Here is a 17,617-nt window from a genome sequence, read left to right as displayed (position 1 = left end):
CCGCGAAAGCGAGCCGTTTTTTTTTGCGCCATACGGAGACTGTTATTTGAAAAGCATGGTTCCCGACAGGCCTTCTTTCTCCAGGATTTCGCGAAGGCGACGAAGCGCCTCAACCTGAATCTGGCGAACGCGCTCACGGGTCAGACCAATCTCCTGGCCCACCTCTTCGAGGGTGCTGATGGGATAGCCCCTCAGGCCAAACCGACGGGACAGGACTTCCTGCTGCTTTTCGCTGAGCTGGTCAATCCACTTCTCCACACAGGAACACATGTTGTTGTCCTGCAGCAGATCAGCCGGATCCGATGCACCTTCATCCGCAACCGTATCCAGTAGCGATTTCTCACCGCCGGTCCCGATGGGTGTATCCATGGAGGCAACACGCTCATTCAGACCCAGCATTCTTTTCACATCAGCAACCGGCTTATCAACCAACGTTGCGATCTCTTCCGCTGATGGTTCATGGTCCAGTTTCTGGGTGAGCTCCCTGGCGGCCCGAAGGTAGAGATTCAGCTCCTTTACCACGTGTATCGGAAGCCGGATGGTGCGGGTCTGGTTCATAATGGCCCGCTCAATTGTCTGGCGGATCCACCATGTGGCATAGGTGGAAAAGCGGAAGCCACGTTCCGGATCAAATTTTTCCACTGCCCGGATCAGCCCGAGATTACCCTCCTCAATCAGATCCAGCAGCGTAAGACCCCGGTTGACGTAGCGGCGGGCGATCTTGACCACCAGACGCAGATTGCTCTCGATCATCCGCTTGCGACCGGATTCTTCACCCTTGCGGGCGAGCCGCGCAAAATACACTTCTTCTTCCGGTGTAAGCAGAGGGGAAAAGCCGATTTCGTTGAGGTAAAGCTGGGTGGCGTCCAGCTGCTTCTGGCTGGTGAAATATCGACCCTGGGCCGGAATATCGCCTTCTGTTTCGACAGCTTCTGCTTCTGCTGTTTCTTTATCTTCTACCTTGTCTTCTGCTAACACCTGGTCGTCGGCATCCTCGACATCGGATACACGATCAATGATGAGTTCTTCATGCTCTGCTGACATAACTCTTGCCCCGCCTTTCAATGTTCCTGGGTATTCGCTCGCGCGTTGTTATTGTTGCAAGCGCCTGCTGTTTTTCGATTTCTTGTTCAGGACATTTGTTGCTAGCTAACGGCGATGTTCAGACCGCCAGTTCTTGTTTTTGGATTTCAACTGTTACTGATACCGGCATCAGGTTCATATTGCAAATCCGACTCATCGGGACGGAAGGTAGTGAGCCGGGTCGACGGGATTGCCATTTTTCCGGATTTCAAAATGCAATCTGGGCCGATCCGTTCCGCTGTTTCCCAGTTCAGCGATGACCTGTCCGGCGTTTACATCCTCCCCTTCCCGCACCAGAATCTTCCGATTGTGTGCATACGCACTCAAGTAGTGCTCGTTATGGTTCACTATAATCAGGTTGCCGTAGCCGAGTAATCCGCTACCGGCATAGACGACATTACCACTTGCCGCCGCCCTGACAGCGTCTCCTTCTTTTCCAGCAATATCAATACCTTTATTGACTTTCCCGGATGTCGAATAACCTGCAATTACGGTGCCAACGTGCGGCCAGCGCCAGTTGATACTGGCGACTGTCTGGGTCTGACCCGACAACGGCGATGATCTGTCCGGTGCCCTCGAAACCGACGGCTTCGATTCCGGTTTGGGGGCTTGCTGGCGGGAAACACCCGGGGCTGAACGTGCCGGTGACGATGAAGCCACTGGCTTGCCGCCACCCCGATTGTCTCCGGAAGATGTTACATTTCCGCGAACATCCAGCCTCAACACCCGCCCCGCCCTGACATCGTATGGGGGCGCTATATTGTTGGCATCGCCAAGCTCCCTGTAGTCACGACCATACCGCCAGGCAATGCTGTAGAGAGTTTCACCGGGCTTGACCACATGCCGGCCCCAGTACACGGGCGGGTTGTAAATGTCGTCACGGTAGAGGGCCTGGGTGTTACACCCGCTGAGCACAGCGGGGATGAGCACCAGGCTTAACAGTGACAAAAGCAGGACGCGATAATACTCCCGCCTTTTCAAACACAAAGAACCGGGGGCACCGGAAGGGGGCCGCGGGAAGAATGCCTTTGAAGCGATGATAAACCCACGCACTGATCTGAAAAGAATAAAAATATGCCCGTTATTTAAAATTCGTATAAAAAATACGGCAGTTTATAAATATTGTAAGTAAGCCACTAATTTATTGCATATTTTCGCCGGGAAACCAAGTTACCCGCTTGTTGTATTTGTTACCCCTCGAAACATCTTCAATGACCAAAAAGTAACACTTTATCCGACAGGAACCGCTAACCACCCCTCAACCCGGAGCCTGATTCGGCCCGGCACGACATTCAGTTGGCCGCTTCTTTCTTGCCGGCCCATTCCACCATCAACACCAGCGAAAGGCCCAACAGAGCGCAGATGACTGCCACCACAATCTGCGGATCCTGCCCCGCCATTTCAGCATAGCTCAGCGGGCTGACGCTCGCCTCGTTTAGCGGAACACGCTCCCCGGCACTGTTGGTCCGCCAGCTCAGTGTCTCCTTCCATGGCCACACTTTGTTCAGGGCACCAATCATAAAACCGGTCAGCAAAGCCAGGACCAGGTCATGAAAATGCCTGAACGCCCAGGTAATGAGCCTGGCAACAGACAGCAGCCCTGCAAGGCATCCACCGACGAAGATCAGCAGCGTCCCTATCTCGAAAGCCCGGATAGCATCGAGCACCGGAACGTACATTCCCATGATGACCAGGATGAAACTGCCGGAAATCCCGGGAAGTATCATGGCACATATGGCCACGGCACCGGCCCCGAAAAAGATCAGGGCAGAAGGCTCAAGCTCGCTTGCCGGTAACATGGTCACCCACCAGGAGAACACGGCTCCGGCCAGGAAAGGCAGCATCAACGCCGGCGCATAATGGCGGACCTGACGACCCACGTGCCACACAGAAGCGACGATCAGGCCGAAGAAAAAACTCCAGATCAGAATGGGATACTGCGCCAGGATATAACTGATCGCAGAGGCCAGCGTGGCAATACTGGCAACAATGCCCACCAGCAGGCTGAGCAAAAAGGTGCCGTCACAGGCCTGCCAGAATGCCTTCAACTGGCCACGGAACAGGTGCCTGAAGACCGACCGGGGTACGGCGCCGATAGCTTCCAGCAGGCGGAAATAGATACCGGTAATGAAGGCGATCGTACCCCCGGAAACACCCGGCACAATATCCGCAGCCCCCATCGCCATGCCTCGAAGAAACACCGCAAAAGGATGATGGGAACGGGACAGCTCGGGAGGATTTTCTGCCTGGGTCTCCGGGGTCACCGTACAACCCCACCCAGCAGGGGTACAAAACGCACTGGCTCGATATCGGTCGTTTCAAACCGGTCACCGTGCCGGACCATCTCGACCAGCATCTGGGTGCCCTCACCAATCGGGGCGACAATCACACCACCATCTGCGAGCTGATCCTTGAGCTCCGCAGGAATCTCCCGGGGGGCTGCTGTCACAATGATTCCGTCAAAGGGGCCCTGGTCCGGCCAGCCCATGCCCCCGTCAGCATGCTTGAGCATGACATTGCGCAGGCCAAGCTGGCGCAGTCGGTCACGCGCCCGGTCCTGCAGCGGCTTGATTCGTTCGACACTGAACACCCGATCCACCAGCTGCGCAAGGATGGCGGTCTGATAACCGGAACCGGTGCCCAGCTCCAGCACCTTGCGCGGATTGTGCCGCATCAATGCCTCGGTCATTCTCGCCACAATGTAGGGCTGGGACAGTGTCTGACTGTAGCCGATGGGTAGCGACGTATCCTCATAGGCCCGATGTGAGAGAGCCTCGTCCAGGAATATATGGCGCGGTGTGTCTGACATTGCCTGCAGCACCTGCTCATCGGCAATACCCGCCGCCTCCAACCTCTGTATCAACCGCATGCGGGTTCTGCGGGACGTCATACCGATACCGTCGAGCTCTGCAACCATCAGCGCCCCTCCCGTTCCGACAGCAGCGCAACCCATTCCCGCAAGGGCGCAAGCACCTCGTGCCGGGTCATATCTACATGCACAGGGGTAATCGATACATAGTTTTCGCGAACAGCGTGGAAATCGGTACCAGGGCCCGCGTCCCGGCCTTTGCCGGCAGCGCCGATCCAGTAACGGGCCTTGCCCCGTGGGCAGGTCATTGGAACCGCGCCCTCGGCACGATCACGGTGGCCCAGGCGAGTAACGCGGAACCCTGCGATATCTTCCCAGGGCACATCCGGAACATTCACGTTAAGGATGCAGCGGGGGCCGAGGGTGAGGGTGTCTTTGCTCTCCAGTAATGCCCGAACAGCCCTGGCAGCGGTTTCGTAATGAAAGCGGCCCTCATTGACCAGTGACACGGCGATGGCCGGTAGTCCCAGGTTTCTGCCCTCGGTAGCGGCCGCGACAGTCCCGGAGTAGATGATGTCATCCCCGAGGTTGGCATGGGTATTAATGCCCGAGACCACCCGATCAAACGGTTTGTCGAACAGACCATTTACCCCCAGGTGAACACAGTCGGTAGGGGTCCCATCCACCGAGCGGAATCCGTTCGGGTGATCTTCAACCGTTAATGGGCGGTTCAGCGTTAGCGCATTGCTGGCACCGCTGTGGTCGCGGTCCGGCGCTACGACTTCAAGATCCCCCAGACCGACAAGCCCCTCATAGAGGGCCTGCAGTCCGGGAGAATGAACGCCATCATCATTGGACAACAGAATCCGCACGATTTTCTCCGCTAGCCTTGATTACCCGTTTCGCCTCTCCAGACAGGAAAGTGGTGCGGGATAATTTATTGTCGGGGTCTCATGCCCCTGTTTTGACCGGAAAGTATCAGCTCTGCCCGGCGTCCCTGGTCGCATCTGTTATATCGAACACATCACTCAGCAGACTCGTTGCATACTGGCCAGGTGCCAGCCAGAACCTCAGCAACAGCTGATCACTGCCCTGCCATTGCCACTCCAGCGCACCCGGCAACATCCTGAGTGGCCGCCGCTCAGGCTTCATACGTGTTGTTGAAAAAACAGCTGCCAGCCCGGGATACTCAGCAACCAGCGCACGTTCGAGCTCGCCCTGGGCAGATACCGCTTCTGTTCCACCGTCACCCCACAGAGGACCGGTGACCATTATACCCTGATTTTCACCGCTACCCGGTTCCCCGTCCATTGTCTCCAGCCAGGTGCCGGTCTTTACCCGGTAACCAAGCACTTCGTTGAATAACCAGGACCGTGCTGCAGAAAAGTACAATACGTTTTTACTGTCGCCACTGCCAGAGGTTGCCCTGCCCCTGCCGGGTTTCTTGGGGTTGCGTGAACCACGACGGTTCAGCTTTGACGGATCCATGGTCAGTGCCCGGTCAAGATTGGCGCCGTTGTGGCCGAATCGCTGGGGCCCGAAATAATTGGGGCAACCGACGTCCCGTAACCGAGTCAGAGCCCGGTCAACCGCATCGGCATCTCCCGACACGTCTCTCAGGATCAACTCGAAGAAATTGCCGCGGTGGTCCCCACGGCGCAGCTTGCGTGGCTGGCGGTGATGCTCCATAACAGGCCAGCTCTGCGCCACTTGCGCAAGAAATGCGGCGTCTTCATCCTCCCGGCCCGGCCTGTAGACACTGAACCACTGGCGGGTGACCGCGTGGCGGTCCTTGAGTCCGCAAAAACCCACGTCAAAATGGCGACAGCCGGAGAGCGCCGCCAGTTGTCGCGCCACGTAGTCGGTATTATCCCCTTTTTTCTGCAACCGGATGCATAGGTGCTCACCGCCGGTCGCCAGCTCATCCGGCAGCGACAGATCTTCATCCACGAAAAAATCATCGGGGGTAGACTTGAGGGTGGCACTGGCCACCCGTTCGCCGGTCGAAGTTGGCCAGTCGAGGCGCCAGGCAGACGTTTCCTGTGGCAAATCCGGCGTCACAATCATGAGGACACCGGCTCGAGCAGACAGATAGCCTGGCAGGCAATGCCTTCACCACGGCCGGTAAAACCGAGCTTTTCAGTGGTCGTTGCCTTGACGCTGACCCTGCTGGCGGGAATACCGAGGTCTTCGGCAATGTTAAGTCGCATGGCTTCGATATGGGGAGCCATTTTCGGAGCCTGGGCAATAATGGTTGCGTCCACGTTGCCCACCACGAACCCTTCGTCGGACACGCGCTCCCGGACCCTGCGCAGCAGTCCCCTGCTATCCGCTCCCGCCCACTCGTCACTGGTGTCTGGAAACAGGTGACCGATGTCTCCCAGCGCACAGGCCCCGAGCAACGCATCAGCAAGGGCATGCAGCAGCACATCCCCATCAGAATGGGCTCTGAGCCCCTCGCTGAACGGAATACGGACACCTCCGAGAATTACGTGATCGCCAGCGCAAAAACCATGGACATCGAAGCCTTGCCCAATTCGCATAGTGTCAGGTCCTTTTCAAGATAAAACCGGCGAGGGCCAGATCAGCAGGTACAGTGATCTTTATGTTATCCGGTCGGCCCTCCACGATACAGGGTATCTGACCGGCAAACTCAATCGCCGAGGCCTCATCGGTTACCGGATAGTCTGAATCAATCGCACTCTCAAGCGCTTGTTTCAGCGCCAGGAAACGGAACATCTGGGGCGTCAGCGCCCGCCAGAGATCGCGACGATCGACCGTCGCTTCAACGTCATGGTTCCCGGGCCCGGTGCGCTTCAGGGTATCGGCCACCGGCGTTGCCAGCAAGCCGCCCACGGGATGATCCTGCAACTCGGATAACAGACGCGCAAGATCGTCGGGGTGAAGGCAGGGGCGAGCCGCATCGTGAACCAGCACCCAGTCATCCTCCCGCGTACGATCAGACAACGCATCCAGGGCAGCCAACACGGATTCAGCGCGCTCCGCACCACCGATACAGGTACTGATACGGCGGTCCCTGCTGGCGTCCGTTTGCGGCCACCGTTGGTCATTGGGGCCGATGGCCACCATGCAACCGGCGAAAGCAGCATTATCCAGCAAACGGGAAAGTGTGATATCGAGGACAAACCGTTGGTCCAGCCGAAGATACTGTTTCGGCCAGTCCGCTCTCATTCTCTGGCCGGAGCCTGCAGCGGGAACAATCAGCCAGTAGCGGGGTTTACTCATGGGCTTGGTCGGCTTTGGGAGGTCTTGCGTTTGGCGGGCTATTGCTCGACCACCAGGAAGAAGGTTTCATCGTTACGGATCAGCCCCAGATTCATGCGCGCCCGCTCCTCAACAGCGCCCTTTTCGCCACGGAGATTGCGGACCTCGGCGTAGAGGCGCTCATTACGAACCCCCAGCTCGGCATTTTCCTCGCGCTGCTCGGCAATCGCCTTTTCCAGCCCCCATACCTGGGCAAAACTGCCCTCCCCGACCCACAGGCGCACCTGCAGCAGGAGAATCAGGATTATCATGATGGACCAGAGCAACTTCATTGCGAATTCCGTTTACGATGCAACAACCGGACAGTCAGTATAGACCTTAGTGTAGTTTAGCAACAAGTTATGCTAACCAGTTGTACAAAAAGGCCATCGTGTCTCTGTATTTGGGAATCACGATGGCCTTCAAAGCTGATCGCCGGACGATATGGCGCTCAGCCCTGGCCCTTGATCTCGCTCAGGCCACGATAGGGTGCACTGCCATTCAGTGCTTCCTCAATACGCAGCAGCTGGTTGTACTTGGCAACCCGATCGGAGCGACACAGGGAGCCGGTCTTGATCTGGCCGGCACAGGTGGCAACCGCCAGATCGGCAATGGTGGTGTCCTCGGTCTCACCGGAACGGTGGGAGATCACTGCCGTATAACCGGCATCCTGGGCCATCCTGATGGCGTCGAGGGTCTCACTCAGGCTGCCGATCTGATTGAATTTGATCAGGATCGAATTACCCACGCCGGTGTCGATGCCCCGCTTGAGAATTCTGGTGTTGGTAACGAACAGGTCGTCGCCTACCAGCTGAACCTTGTCGCCGAGTTTCTCGGTCAGCACTTTCCAGCCATCCCAGTCGCTCTCATCCATGCCGTCTTCGATGGACACGATCGGATAACGCTCGCACAGCCCCGCCAGATAATCGGCAAAGCCGGCGGAATCAAAGGATTTGCCCTCACCGGACAGCTGGTACTGGCCATCCTTGTAGAATTCGGAAGATGCACAGTCCAGAGCAAGGGTCACATCCGTACCGAGCTTGTAACCGGCCTTCTCAACCGCTTCCTGAATCACCGCCAGGGCGCCTTCGTTGGAAGGCAGGTCCGGTGCGAAACCACCTTCGTCACCCACCGACGTGCTCAGGCCCTTGCTGTTGAGAACCGTCTTCAGCGCGTGAAAAATCTCCGCACCGATACGCAGGGCCTCGGAAAACGACGTGGCCGCCACTGGCTGAATCATGAACTCCTGGATATCAACGTTGTTATCGGCATGCTCGCCGCCGTTGAGGATATTCATCATCGGCACCGGCATGCTGTACTTGCCGGAAGTGCCGTTCAGGTCGGCAATGTGCGCGTACAGCGGCTTGCCCAGTGACGCAGCAGCGGCCTTGGCGGCTGCCAGAGAGACGGCCAAAATTGCGTTGGCGCCCAGGTTGGCTTTGTTCTCGGTGCCGTCCAGCTCCAGCATGATGTTGTCGAGAGCACGCTGGTCGGCTGCATCTTTACCAATCAAAGCGTCACGGATTTTAGTATTTACCGCTTCAACAGCTTTGAGTACGCCTTTACCCAGATACCGGTTGGTGTCTTTGTCCCGAAGCTCCAGAGCTTCACGTGAACCGGTGGAAGCTCCAGAAGGGGCAGATGCAGTACCCAGCGTTCCATCTTCGAGGATAACGTCTGCTTCCACGGTTGGATTCCCACGGGAATCCAGTACCTCACGGCCTTTAATGTTGGCAATCTTGGTCATTCTTCTCTGTCTCCAAGTTTGATTTCAAATTTGGGAGTAAGAGTGAACGGGAACGGCCCTACGAAAAACGCTACAAGCACATCCATGTGCGTTTGGGCTCCGCCATCCATGGCTCCGCACATTTTCGCAGGGCCGCTCCCGCTCACTCCCATAGTCCTTCTGGAACGCAAAAACCGCCAGTCAGGCGGTATCGAGAGGCTTAAAGTTTTTTACAAGATCATCCACAGCTTTGACTCGCTGAAGAAACGGCTCCAACTGACTCAGCCGCAACGCACAGGGGCCGTCGCATTTGGCTTTGTCCGGATCGGGATGCGCTTCCAGGAACAGCCCAGCCAGACCCTGGGACATACCCGCCAGGGCAAGGTCGGTCACCTGTGCGCGGCGGCCGCCGGCTGAATCAGCACGACCACCGGGCATCTGCAAAGAATGGGTCACGTCGAACATCACCGGCACATTCATCGACTTCATGATGCCGAAGCCCAGCATATCGACGACAAGATTGTTATAACCGAAGCTACTGCCCCGTTCACACAGGATCACCCGGTCGTTACCGGCCTCTTCGCACTTGGTGATGATGTGCTTCATTTCCTGGGGCGCCAGGAACTGGGCCTTCTTGATATTGATGACGGCACCGGTTTGCGCCATGGCGACAACCAGATCCGTCTGTCGACTCAGAAAGGCAGGCAGCTGAATAATGTCACAGACTTCCGCGGCAGGTGCGGCCTGGGACGGCTCATGGACATCGGAAATGATGGGGACACCGAACCTGTTTTTAATGTCAGCCAGTATCTGCAGGCCTTTCTCCAGCCCCGGGCCACGGAAGGAATGTACCGAAGAGCGGTTGGCCTTGTCGAAGGACGCCTTGAATACGTAGGGAATGCCGAGCTTGCTGGTGGCCTCGACATAGGCCTCGGCCACTTCCATGGCAATTTCCGGAGATTCCAGGACATTCATGCCGCCGAATAGCACGAACGGCCTGTCGTTGGCGACCGGGATTCCCGAGACGTTAACCATACTCTGCGCCATGATCAGGATTCCTTTTTGCGGGCCAGTGCTGCCTCAACAAAGCCCTTGAACAGCGGATGACCGTCACGGGGAGTGGAAGTGAATTCCGGGTGGAACTGGCAGGCGACGAACCAGGGGTGGTCGGGCACTTCCACCACTTCAACCAGCTTGCCGTCCGTCGAGCGGCCCGAGATTCGCAGGCCGGCTCCTTCCAGTTGCGGCAGGAAGTGGTTGTTGACCTCAAACCGGTGCCGGTGACGCTCGCGGATGGTTTTGCGACCGTAACAGTTGGCGATGGTCGAGCCTTCTGACACCACGCAGTCCTGGGCGCCCAGACGCATGGTACCGCCAAGGTCAGATGCTTCGGTGCGCTCTTCCTTCTCTCCGCTGGCATCCAGCCATTCAGTAATCAGACCTACTACAGGCTCCGGCGTGTGTTCACGGAATTCGGTGCTGTGGGCATCTTTCAGGCCGGCTACGTTGCGGGCGTACTCGATAACGGCAACCTGCATTCCCAGACAGATGCCCAGGTAGGGAACCTTGTTTTCCCGGGCGTACTGTACAGTGCGAATCTTGCCTTCCACCCCACGCTCGCCAAAGCCACCGGGAACCAGTATGGCATCAGCACTGTCCAGTGCGCCCGTGCCATCACGCTCGATGTCTTCAGAGTCGATGTAGTTCATCCGGACCTTGGTGCGGGTCTTGATGCCAGCATGCAGGAGCGACTCGATCAACGATTTGTAGGCGTCCAGCAGCTCCATGTACTTGCCGACCATGGCAACCGTGATTTCGTGGTCCGGGTTCATCAGGGACTCAACCACTGCGTCCCATTCGCTCAGGTCCGCGGGGCTGGCATCAATGCCGAACCGCTCGATGACCAGCTGGTCGAGGCCGAACTCGTGAAGCATACGCGGGATGGCATAGATGGACTTGGCATCCTGCAACGGAATAACCGCCCGCTCTTCCACGTTGGTGAACAGCGCGATCTTGCGCCGGGAACTGGCATCCACTTCGTGCTCAGAACGGCACAGCAGGATATCGGGCTGAAGACCGATGGAGCGCATTTCTTTAACGGAATGCTGGGTGGGCTTGGTTTTGATCTCACCGGCGGTGGCAATGTACGGAACCAGGGTCAGATGCATGAACAGCGCGCGCTGGGGGCCGACTTCCACTTTCAGCTGACGACAGGCTTCCAGAAACGGCAGCGACTCTATGTCGCCGACGGTGCCGCCGATCTCGATCATTGCCACGTCAGCACCGGAGGCGCCTTCAACCACACGGCGCTTGATCTCATCGGTAATGTGAGGGATGACCTGAACCGTGCCACCAAGGTAGTCGCCACGGCGCTCTTTACGAATCACTTCTTCGTAGACGCGACCAGTGGTGAAGTTGTTCCGGCGCGACATCGGTGTGCGGATGAACCGCTCGTAGTGCCCCAGATCCAGATCCGTTTCCGCGCCATCTTCGGTGACAAAAACCTCACCGTGCTGAAACGGGCTCATGGTGCCGGGGTCCACGTTGATATACGGGTCCAGCTTGAGAATAGTGACCTTCAGGCCGCGTGCCTCTAGGATCGCTGCCAGAGAGGCTGATGCGATACCTTTCCCCAAGGAGGACACGACACCGCCGGTGACGAAAATATAACGCGTCATGCAGATTCCGTGATTTGTCTGGTTCGGTGAAGGAGGGAGATTATCATCTCAAGATGGGACGCCAGACTACCAGAAAGGCCCTACCTTCTCAATTACATTCCCGCCTCACGACAATGCGCCAGCCACTGGCCGGGGCCGCTCCACCGTATTTGCACGAAAGCCACAGATCGCCAACCCCTACAACTTCTTCCCTGCCATCCTCCATCTCCCGAAGCAGCGGGAGCCGGGCCCTCTCCCAGGGCGGAATGTGTTTTTCCTGCAGCCAGTTCTTCAGGGATCTTGAGGGGCCCTGCGCGGTTGGCCGCAGACGCTCTCCCCCTGCCCTCGTTGATATCCGTATTTCGGGCGCCGGTATTTTGTGATTCTCCGACGCGTCAAGCCTCAATCGCCACTCTCCCCAAACCAGTTCCTGCTCCGGAACCAGAACCGATACGCCCGAGGGCACCGGAGCTTGTTCAGGAACCAGGTACAGGTATCCCTGGTATCGCCGAACCGCAAAGCCGGTGCCACGCAACTGCGGTTCACGATCCGAGGGCGATTGCAGCAGCTCGACCAGCACCTGGGGCCAATCCGCAACCGTCGGTGGTTCAAGGTGATGACGTCTGATCCACCAGTGCAGCAGGTTTTTCTGCTCAGTGATTGCAAGTTCCATCAGCGCGTCAACGTTAAGTGCGCCCCGGTCATTGGCACATTGCCGGAAGCGGAGCTCCGCCAGCTTGCCGGCCAATTCAGCACCCTCGCGGCATGAACGGGCCGTATGCGCCACCCTGGCGACCAGGGACGGCCAGCGTGTCTTGAGCGTGGGAATAATGGATTGCCGCAGAAAATTGCGATCGAAGCGTTCGTTGGTATTGCTGGGGTCCTCCACCCAGTCGATGCGCTTTTCCATGGCCCAGGCTTGAAGCTCTTCGCGAGTGAAGCCCAGCAGCGGCCGGTACACCCGTCCGCTGCCCAGGGAGCGACAGCTCGGCATGCCCCCCAGCCCGGCGACACCGGTTCCCCGCAGCAGTCGGAACAGTACCGTCTCAGCCTGGTCATCGCCATGATGGGCCATCAGGAGTAACTCACCGCAGCCGAGAATCTCTTCGAATACCTGATAGCGGGCATTACGGGCAGCTTCTTCAACTCCCCCAGCCGCGTCCTGCCCGGTGTTATCGCCGCCATGAACAACCACGCGCCGGATGTCGAGTGGCACACCGAGCCTTTGGCACAGTTGCTGGCAGAAACCTTCGGTTTGCCCGGCATTGGGCTGTAGCTGATGGTTCACGTGGACTGCACGCAACCGACCGGTACCGGCGTACAATGCGGCAGCAACATGGAGAAGCAGGGCAGAATCCATGCCACCGCTTAGAGCGACCCGCAGGTGTGAATGGGAAGGCAGGTTCCTGACCGGGGCATACAGAGCCTCCGGCCAGTCAGATCCGGAGCCGGGGTTACCGGCCCGTGTCATATCGGGTCAATCGCTCGTAGCGGCGGGCAACCAGCTCCTCCAATGGCAGACGACTGAGCTCGGCGATGCCTTTGCTCAGGGTTGGCCCCAGGGATTCGGCCATTTTTTCAGGGTTGCGGTGGGCCCCACCCAGCGGTTCGCTAATCACGTTGTCCGCCAGTCCCAGATCCTTCAGGCGATCGGCGGTAACGCCCATGGCCTCTGCCGCCTGGGAGGCAAATTCCGCGCTCTTCCAGAGAATGGAGGCACAGCCTTCCGGCGAGATAACGGCATAGGTGGAATACTGCAGCATGTTGAGCTGATCGCAAACGCCGATCGCCAGGGCGCCACCGGAGCCACCCTCACCCACCACGGTGGAGATGATCGGCGTCTTCAGCCGCGACATGACCGCCAGGTTGAAAGCAATGGCTTCACTCTGGCCGCGCTCCTCGGCACCGATACCCGGGTAGGCGCCCGGCGTATCGATAAAGGTCAGAATCGGCATGCGAAAGCGTTCGGCCATCTCCATCAACCGCAGGGCCTTACGGTAACCCTCGGGACGGGGCATGCCGAAGTTGCGCTTTACCTTGTCACGCACTTCCCGGCCCTTCTGGTGACCAATGACCATCACCGGTTTTCCGTCCAGGCGGGCAGTACCACCCACAATGGCCTGGTCGTCGGCGTAACGACGATCGCCATGCAACTCATCGAAGTCGTCAAAGATCATATCGACGTAGTCCAGGGTGTAGGGCCGGCGCGGATGGCGTGCCAGTCTTGAAACATCCCAGGGCTGAAGGTCCGAGAAGATGCTTTCAGTCAGGCTTACACTTTTTTTGCGAAGCCGGCTGATCTCGTCGGTGATGTTGATGTCGGTATCGTTGCCCACCATCCGAAGCTCTTCAATCTTGGCTTCAAGGTCGGCTATAGGCTGTTCGAAATCCAGATAGTTAGGGTTCATGATGTTCCATCATTTGCTTGCAAGGCGAGAATGTGAGTCGCCAAACCAGAATTTTGGACAAAGATAGCAGCGCCGGGGCCATGGCTAAAGCGGACCTTGGTATGAGTCCGCTTTCTAACAAAAACGTAACATTTCAGCACGTCCGCCACACCCGGGATGAACCTTGCCGGACACTATCAATCATAGACCAGTTCTACGGACTGGTCGCCCACCAGATATTTCAGCTCAAGCAGAAGGTCATCGTCAGGCTGTACCCGCCAGGATTCGCCCAGCTCGATGCGCGTAGTGGCATTGTCACTGCTGTATTCGATCCATACCGGGCTGCCCTCACACCGGAAAGGCCTTAAGGTAGAATCCAGCCTGTCGAGCAAGCCATTCTGGAGCTGATCCGCACGAATAGCCAGTTTCAGCCCGCGGCTGAACTGCTGCCGGGCCGTGCCAACGTCCATCACCGAATTCACCCGCATTTTCATCTGGCCGGAGTAGTCGTCGTGGCTAACCTGCCCTTCCACCACAATCACCTGGTCGGACTGCAACAACTCCCGATTCTCGAAGAACGCCTCGGAAAACAGCGTTGCCTCAATACGGGCACTGCGGTCGTCCAGGGTGATAAAGGCCATGGTGGAGCCGGTGCGGGTTTTCATTGAGCGCTGGGCGACCACCAGGCCCGCAACCCGCTGGGGCTGCCGCGCCGGCTTGAGCTCGGCAATGGACGAGCGCACAAACCGCCGGACTTCCTTCTCGTATTCGTCGAACGGGTGGCCGGTCAGGTAAATCCCGAGGGTATCCTTCTCACCCTTCAGGCGCTGTTTCTTTGGCCATTCCCGCACATCCGCTACATCGGAATAGGGATCTCCGTCCTCCCCCCCCATGAGCATTTCGCCGAACATATCCGTCATACCGGCGGATTCGTTCCGGGACTGCTGGCCGGCCTGCTGGATCGCTTTCTCTATGCTCGCCATCAGCTGAGCGCGCCCGGCGCCCAGCTTGTCCATGGCGCCCGAGCGAATCAGCGCTTCCATGGCGCGCTTGTTCACCTTTTTCAGATCCACCCGGCGACAGAAGTCGAACAGGTCCTGGAACGGCTCACCATCTGCACGACCAGCTTGGATGCTGCCAATCGGGCCCTCACCAAGCCCTTTGATGGCGCCCAGGCCATAAACGATTGCGCCCTCGTCGTTCACCGTGAAGGTGAACTCGGAGCGGCTGACATCGGGCACCAACAGTTCCAGCCCCATGCTGCGGCACTCCTCCACCAGCGTGACCACCTTGTCAGTGTTCTGCATATCCGCAGTCAGCACGGCTGCCATGAACTCAGCGGGGTAATGCGCTTTCAGCCAGAGCGTCTGATAGGACACCAGCGCATAGGCGGCCGAGTGGGACTTGTTGAAGCCATACCCGGCAAATTTCTCTACCAGGTCAAAGATGTTTTCCGCGAGGGTCTTGTCGATACCATTCTGTTCGCAACCGTCCAGGAAGAACTGTTTCTGCTTGGCCATCTCCTCGGGCTTTTTCTTGCCCATGGCGCGACGCAGCATGTCTGCGTTACCAAGTGTGTAGCCGGCCATCACCTGGGCGATCTGCATGACCTGTTCCTGGTACAGGATAACCCCGTAGGTGGGCTCCAGCACCGGTTTCAGGCCATCGTACTGGTAATCCGGGTGCGGGAACGACACCGGCTGGCGGCCGTGCTTACGGTCGATAAAGTCATCCACCATGCCCGATTGCAGCGGCCCCGGGCGGAACAGCGCCACCAGTGCGATCATGTCTTCGAGGGAATCCGGCTGCAGGCGGCGGATCAGATCCTTCATGCCCCGGGATTCCAGCTGGAAGACCGCCGTGGTTTCCGCCTTCTTGAGCATCTCGAACGACGGCACGTCGTTCAGCGGGATCTCGTTGATGTCCAGTGGTGGCTCGCCCCGCTTTTCCCGGCGGGGATTGATCATCTTCAGAGCCCAGTCGATGATCGTCAGGGTTCGCAGCCCCAGAAAGTCGAACTTAACCAGGCCGGCGTCTTCCACATCGCCCTTGTCGAACTGAGTCACCAGGCTGCCGCCCTCGTCGTCGCAATACAGGGGCGAGAAATCGGTTATCTTGGTGGGCGCGATGACCACACCGCCTGCGTGCTTGCCGGCGTTACGGCAGACCCCTTCCAGCTTCAGTGCCATTTCCCAGATTTCCTGGGCTTCCTCATCGTTTTCCAGGAACTCGACCAGTTGTGGCTCCTGCTCGAGCGCCTTCTCCAGGGTCATGCCCGGCTCAAAGGGAATCATCTTGGACAGCTTGTCCGCCAGCCCGTAGGACTTGCCCTGGACCCGGGCCACATCGCGAACCACCGCCTTGGCGGCCATGGTGCCAAAGGTAATGATCTGGGACACCGCCTCACGGCCGTATTTTTCCGCCACATAGGCAATAACACGGTCACGGCCTTCCATGCAGAAATCCACATCGAAGTCGGGCATGGATACCCGTTCCGGATTCAGGAAGCGCTCGAACAGCAGATCGTATTCCAGCGGGTCCAGATCGGTAATCAGCTGGGCGTAGGCCACCAGCGAACCGGCACCGGAACCCCGGCCAGGGCCCACCGGCACACCGTTATTTTTGGCCCACTTGATGAAGTCCATGACGATCAGGAAGTAGCCGGGAAACCCCATCTGGGTAATGATATCCAGCTCGAAATTCAGCCGCGTATAGTAGGCCTCGCGCTTCTGATCGTAGTCCGGATCATCTTTTTTCAGGGTCTTGGCCAGGCGCTCTTCGAGACCCTCTTCCGACACCTTGCGGAAGTATTCATCCATGGTCATGCCATCAGGAATGGGGTAATTCGGCAGGAAGTACTCACCCATCCGCACCTGGACCGAGCACCGGCGGGCGATCTCGACGGTATTTTCCACGGCCTCGGGGATGTCCGAAAACAGCTCGATCATTTCCTCCGCGCTACGGAGATACTGCTGGTCGCTGAAGCGCCGATCCCGTCTCGGATCATCAAGGGTGCGGCTTTCGCCGATACAGACCCGCGCCTCGTGAGCCTCGAAATCCTCCGCATGCAGGAAGTGAACATCGTTAGTGGCCACGACCGGGCATGACAGGGCTTCTGCCAGCTCAATGTTGAGGTGCAGGCAGTCTTCATCCCCGGGCCGGCCGGTCCGTTGCAGTTCCAGGTAAAATGATCCGGGGTAGAGATTTGTCCAGTATTCGGCGCGCTGCCGGGCCAGATCCAGCTTGCCGGCCATCAGCGCCTTGCCCACATCGCCCATGCGCGCACCGGACAGGGCGATCAGCCCGTTGCTACGGCATTCAAGCCACTTGCGCTGGATAATGGGCTTGCCAAAACGCTGTCCCTCGGTGTAACCCAGGGAGACTATCTCAGTGAGATTCAGGTAACCGTCTTTGTCCCGCGCCAGGAGGGTAATCCGGAAAGGGTTGTCGGGCTCCTCCGGGTTTTCAATCCACAGGTCCGCGCCGATCACGGGCTTCACCCCGGCGCCCATTGCAGCCTTGTAGAAACGCACGAGGGAGCACATGTTCGACTGTTCGGTCAGGCCGACCGCTGGCATGCCCAGTTCGGCAACCCGACTGATCAGTGGTTTCACCCGCACCAGCCCGTCTACCATGGAGTATTCGGAGTGCACGCGGAGGTGGACAAAGGTCTGTGACATAACGCCGGGGG

15 protein-coding genes are annotated in these 17,617 nt (G+C 58.2%); all 15 read right to left on the bottom strand.

The window, feature by feature from the left end:
- Window positions 1-42: 42 nt before the first annotated feature.
- The 15 genes from rpoS to dnaE all read right to left on the bottom strand — a co-directional run bounded on the left by rpoS (window position 43) and on the right by dnaE (window position 17,606).
- Window positions 43-1,044: an RNA polymerase sigma factor RpoS gene (gene rpoS, locus DIT71_RS06365; RefSeq protein ID WP_114612397.1), complete on the bottom strand. Its 1,002-nt coding sequence runs from the start codon at window positions 1,042-1,044 to the stop codon at window positions 43-45.
- Between the two features lie 192 nt (window positions 1,045-1,236).
- Window positions 1,237-2,070 carry a peptidoglycan DD-metalloendopeptidase family protein gene (locus DIT71_RS06360; protein ID WP_167507453.1) on the bottom strand — a complete coding sequence of 278 codons (834 nt, stop codon included), beginning with the start codon at window positions 2,068-2,070 and terminating at the stop codon, window positions 1,237-1,239.
- Window positions 2,071-2,375: 305 nt separating this feature from the next.
- Window positions 2,376-3,269, bottom strand: coding sequence for a DUF368 domain-containing protein (locus DIT71_RS06355; RefSeq protein ID WP_227538024.1), 894 nt, complete (start codon window positions 3,267-3,269; stop codon window positions 2,376-2,378).
- Window positions 3,270-3,343: 74 nt separating this feature from the next.
- The gene (locus tag DIT71_RS06350) at window positions 3,344-4,000 is read right to left on the bottom strand and encodes a protein-L-isoaspartate(D-aspartate) O-methyltransferase (RefSeq protein WP_114612396.1); all 657 of its coding nucleotides are present in this window, start codon (window positions 3,998-4,000) and stop codon (window positions 3,344-3,346) included.
- Window positions 4,000-4,764, bottom strand: a complete 765-nt coding sequence (surE, locus tag DIT71_RS06345) for a 5'/3'-nucleotidase SurE (RefSeq protein WP_114612395.1) — start codon at window positions 4,762-4,764, stop codon at window positions 4,000-4,002. Before surE ends, DIT71_RS06350 begins: the two co-directional genes overlap by 1 nt.
- 106 nt (window positions 4,765-4,870) lie before the next feature.
- Window positions 4,871-5,959 (bottom strand): tRNA pseudouridine(13) synthase TruD, encoded by a 1,089-nt coding sequence (truD, locus tag DIT71_RS06340; protein WP_114612394.1) that lies wholly within the window; start codon window positions 5,957-5,959, stop codon window positions 4,871-4,873.
- Window positions 5,956-6,435 carry a 2-C-methyl-D-erythritol 2,4-cyclodiphosphate synthase gene (ispF, locus tag DIT71_RS06335; protein ID WP_114612393.1) on the bottom strand — a complete coding sequence of 160 codons (480 nt, stop codon included), beginning with the start codon at window positions 6,433-6,435 and terminating at the stop codon, window positions 5,956-5,958. Before ispF ends, truD begins: the two co-directional genes overlap by 4 nt.
- A 4-nt stretch (window positions 6,436-6,439) precedes the next feature.
- A complete protein-coding gene (gene ispD, locus DIT71_RS06330) occupies window positions 6,440-7,138 on the bottom strand; it encodes a 2-C-methyl-D-erythritol 4-phosphate cytidylyltransferase (protein WP_114612392.1) in 699 nt (232 codons plus the stop codon).
- A gap of 38 nt (window positions 7,139-7,176) precedes the next feature.
- On the bottom strand, window positions 7,177-7,449 hold the full coding sequence (locus DIT71_RS06325) for a septum formation initiator family protein (protein ID WP_114612391.1): 273 nt from the start codon (window positions 7,447-7,449) through the stop codon (window positions 7,177-7,179).
- 158 nt (window positions 7,450-7,607) lie between these two features.
- The gene (gene eno / locus DIT71_RS06320; protein WP_114612390.1) at window positions 7,608-8,903 is read right to left on the bottom strand and encodes a phosphopyruvate hydratase; all 1,296 of its coding nucleotides are present in this window, start codon (window positions 8,901-8,903) and stop codon (window positions 7,608-7,610) included.
- Between the two features lie 180 nt (window positions 8,904-9,083).
- Window positions 9,084-9,929 (bottom strand): 3-deoxy-8-phosphooctulonate synthase, encoded by an 846-nt coding sequence (gene kdsA / locus DIT71_RS06315; RefSeq protein WP_114612389.1) that lies wholly within the window; start codon window positions 9,927-9,929, stop codon window positions 9,084-9,086.
- 2 nt (window positions 9,930-9,931) lie between these two features.
- Window positions 9,932-11,560 (bottom strand): CTP synthase, encoded by a 1,629-nt coding sequence (locus DIT71_RS06310; RefSeq protein WP_114612388.1) that lies wholly within the window; start codon window positions 11,558-11,560, stop codon window positions 9,932-9,934.
- 88 nt (window positions 11,561-11,648) lie between these two features.
- On the bottom strand, window positions 11,649-13,010 hold the full coding sequence (gene tilS / locus DIT71_RS06305) for a tRNA lysidine(34) synthetase TilS (RefSeq protein ID WP_114612387.1): 1,362 nt from the start codon (window positions 13,008-13,010) through the stop codon (window positions 11,649-11,651).
- On the bottom strand, window positions 12,994-13,947 hold the full coding sequence (accA, locus tag DIT71_RS06300) for an acetyl-CoA carboxylase carboxyl transferase subunit alpha (RefSeq protein ID WP_114612386.1): 954 nt from the start codon (window positions 13,945-13,947) through the stop codon (window positions 12,994-12,996). The genes tilS and accA overlap by 17 nt, the downstream gene beginning before the upstream one ends.
- Before the next feature lie 176 nt (window positions 13,948-14,123).
- Window positions 14,124-17,606 carry a DNA polymerase III subunit alpha gene (dnaE, locus tag DIT71_RS06295; RefSeq protein ID WP_114612385.1) on the bottom strand — a complete coding sequence of 1,161 codons (3,483 nt, stop codon included), beginning with the start codon at window positions 17,604-17,606 and terminating at the stop codon, window positions 14,124-14,126.
- Window positions 17,607-17,617 lie beyond the last annotated feature (11 nt).

Source organism: Marinobacter vulgaris (assembly GCF_003344045.1).
GTDB lineage: Bacteria > Pseudomonadota > Gammaproteobacteria > Pseudomonadales > Oleiphilaceae > Marinobacter > Marinobacter vulgaris.
Note: the sequence above shows the minus strand (reverse complement) of the source record. Positions and strands in the feature narration are given on the sequence as shown.

What these genes read in the sequence shown, in the direction of transcription:
- rpoS (WP_114612397.1), bottom strand. Translation starts at nt 1,044, where the DNA reads ATGTCAGCAGAGCATGAAGAACTCATCATTGATCGTGTATCCGATGTC.
- DIT71_RS06355 (WP_227538024.1), bottom strand. Translation starts at nt 3,269, where the DNA reads ATGGCGATGGGGGCTGCGGATATTGTGCCGGGTGTTTCCGGGGGTACG.
- DIT71_RS06350 (WP_114612396.1), bottom strand. Translation starts at nt 4,000, where the DNA reads ATGGTTGCAGAGCTCGACGGTATCGGTATGACGTCCCGCAGAACCCGC.
- truD (WP_114612394.1), bottom strand. Translation starts at nt 5,959, where the DNA reads ATGATTGTGACGCCGGATTTGCCACAGGAAACGTCTGCCTGGCGCCTC.
- ispF (WP_114612393.1), bottom strand. Translation starts at nt 6,435, where the DNA reads ATGCGAATTGGGCAAGGCTTCGATGTCCATGGTTTTTGCGCTGGCGAT.
- ispD (WP_114612392.1), bottom strand. Translation starts at nt 7,138, where the DNA reads ATGAGTAAACCCCGCTACTGGCTGATTGTTCCCGCTGCAGGCTCCGGC.
- DIT71_RS06325 (WP_114612391.1), bottom strand. Translation starts at nt 7,449, where the DNA reads ATGAAGTTGCTCTGGTCCATCATGATAATCCTGATTCTCCTGCTGCAG.
- eno (WP_114612390.1), bottom strand. Translation starts at nt 8,903, where the DNA reads ATGACCAAGATTGCCAACATTAAAGGCCGTGAGGTACTGGATTCCCGT.
- kdsA (WP_114612389.1), bottom strand. Translation starts at nt 9,929, where the DNA reads ATGGCGCAGAGTATGGTTAACGTCTCGGGAATCCCGGTCGCCAACGAC.
- DIT71_RS06310 (WP_114612388.1), bottom strand. Translation starts at nt 11,560, where the DNA reads ATGACGCGTTATATTTTCGTCACCGGCGGTGTCGTGTCCTCCTTGGGG.
- tilS (WP_114612387.1), bottom strand. Translation starts at nt 13,010, where the DNA reads ATGACACGGGCCGGTAACCCCGGCTCCGGATCTGACTGGCCGGAGGCT.
- accA (WP_114612386.1), bottom strand. Translation starts at nt 13,947, where the DNA reads ATGAACCCTAACTATCTGGATTTCGAACAGCCTATAGCCGACCTTGAA.
- dnaE (WP_114612385.1), bottom strand. Translation starts at nt 17,606, where the DNA reads ATGTCACAGACCTTTGTCCACCTCCGCGTGCACTCCGAATACTCCATG.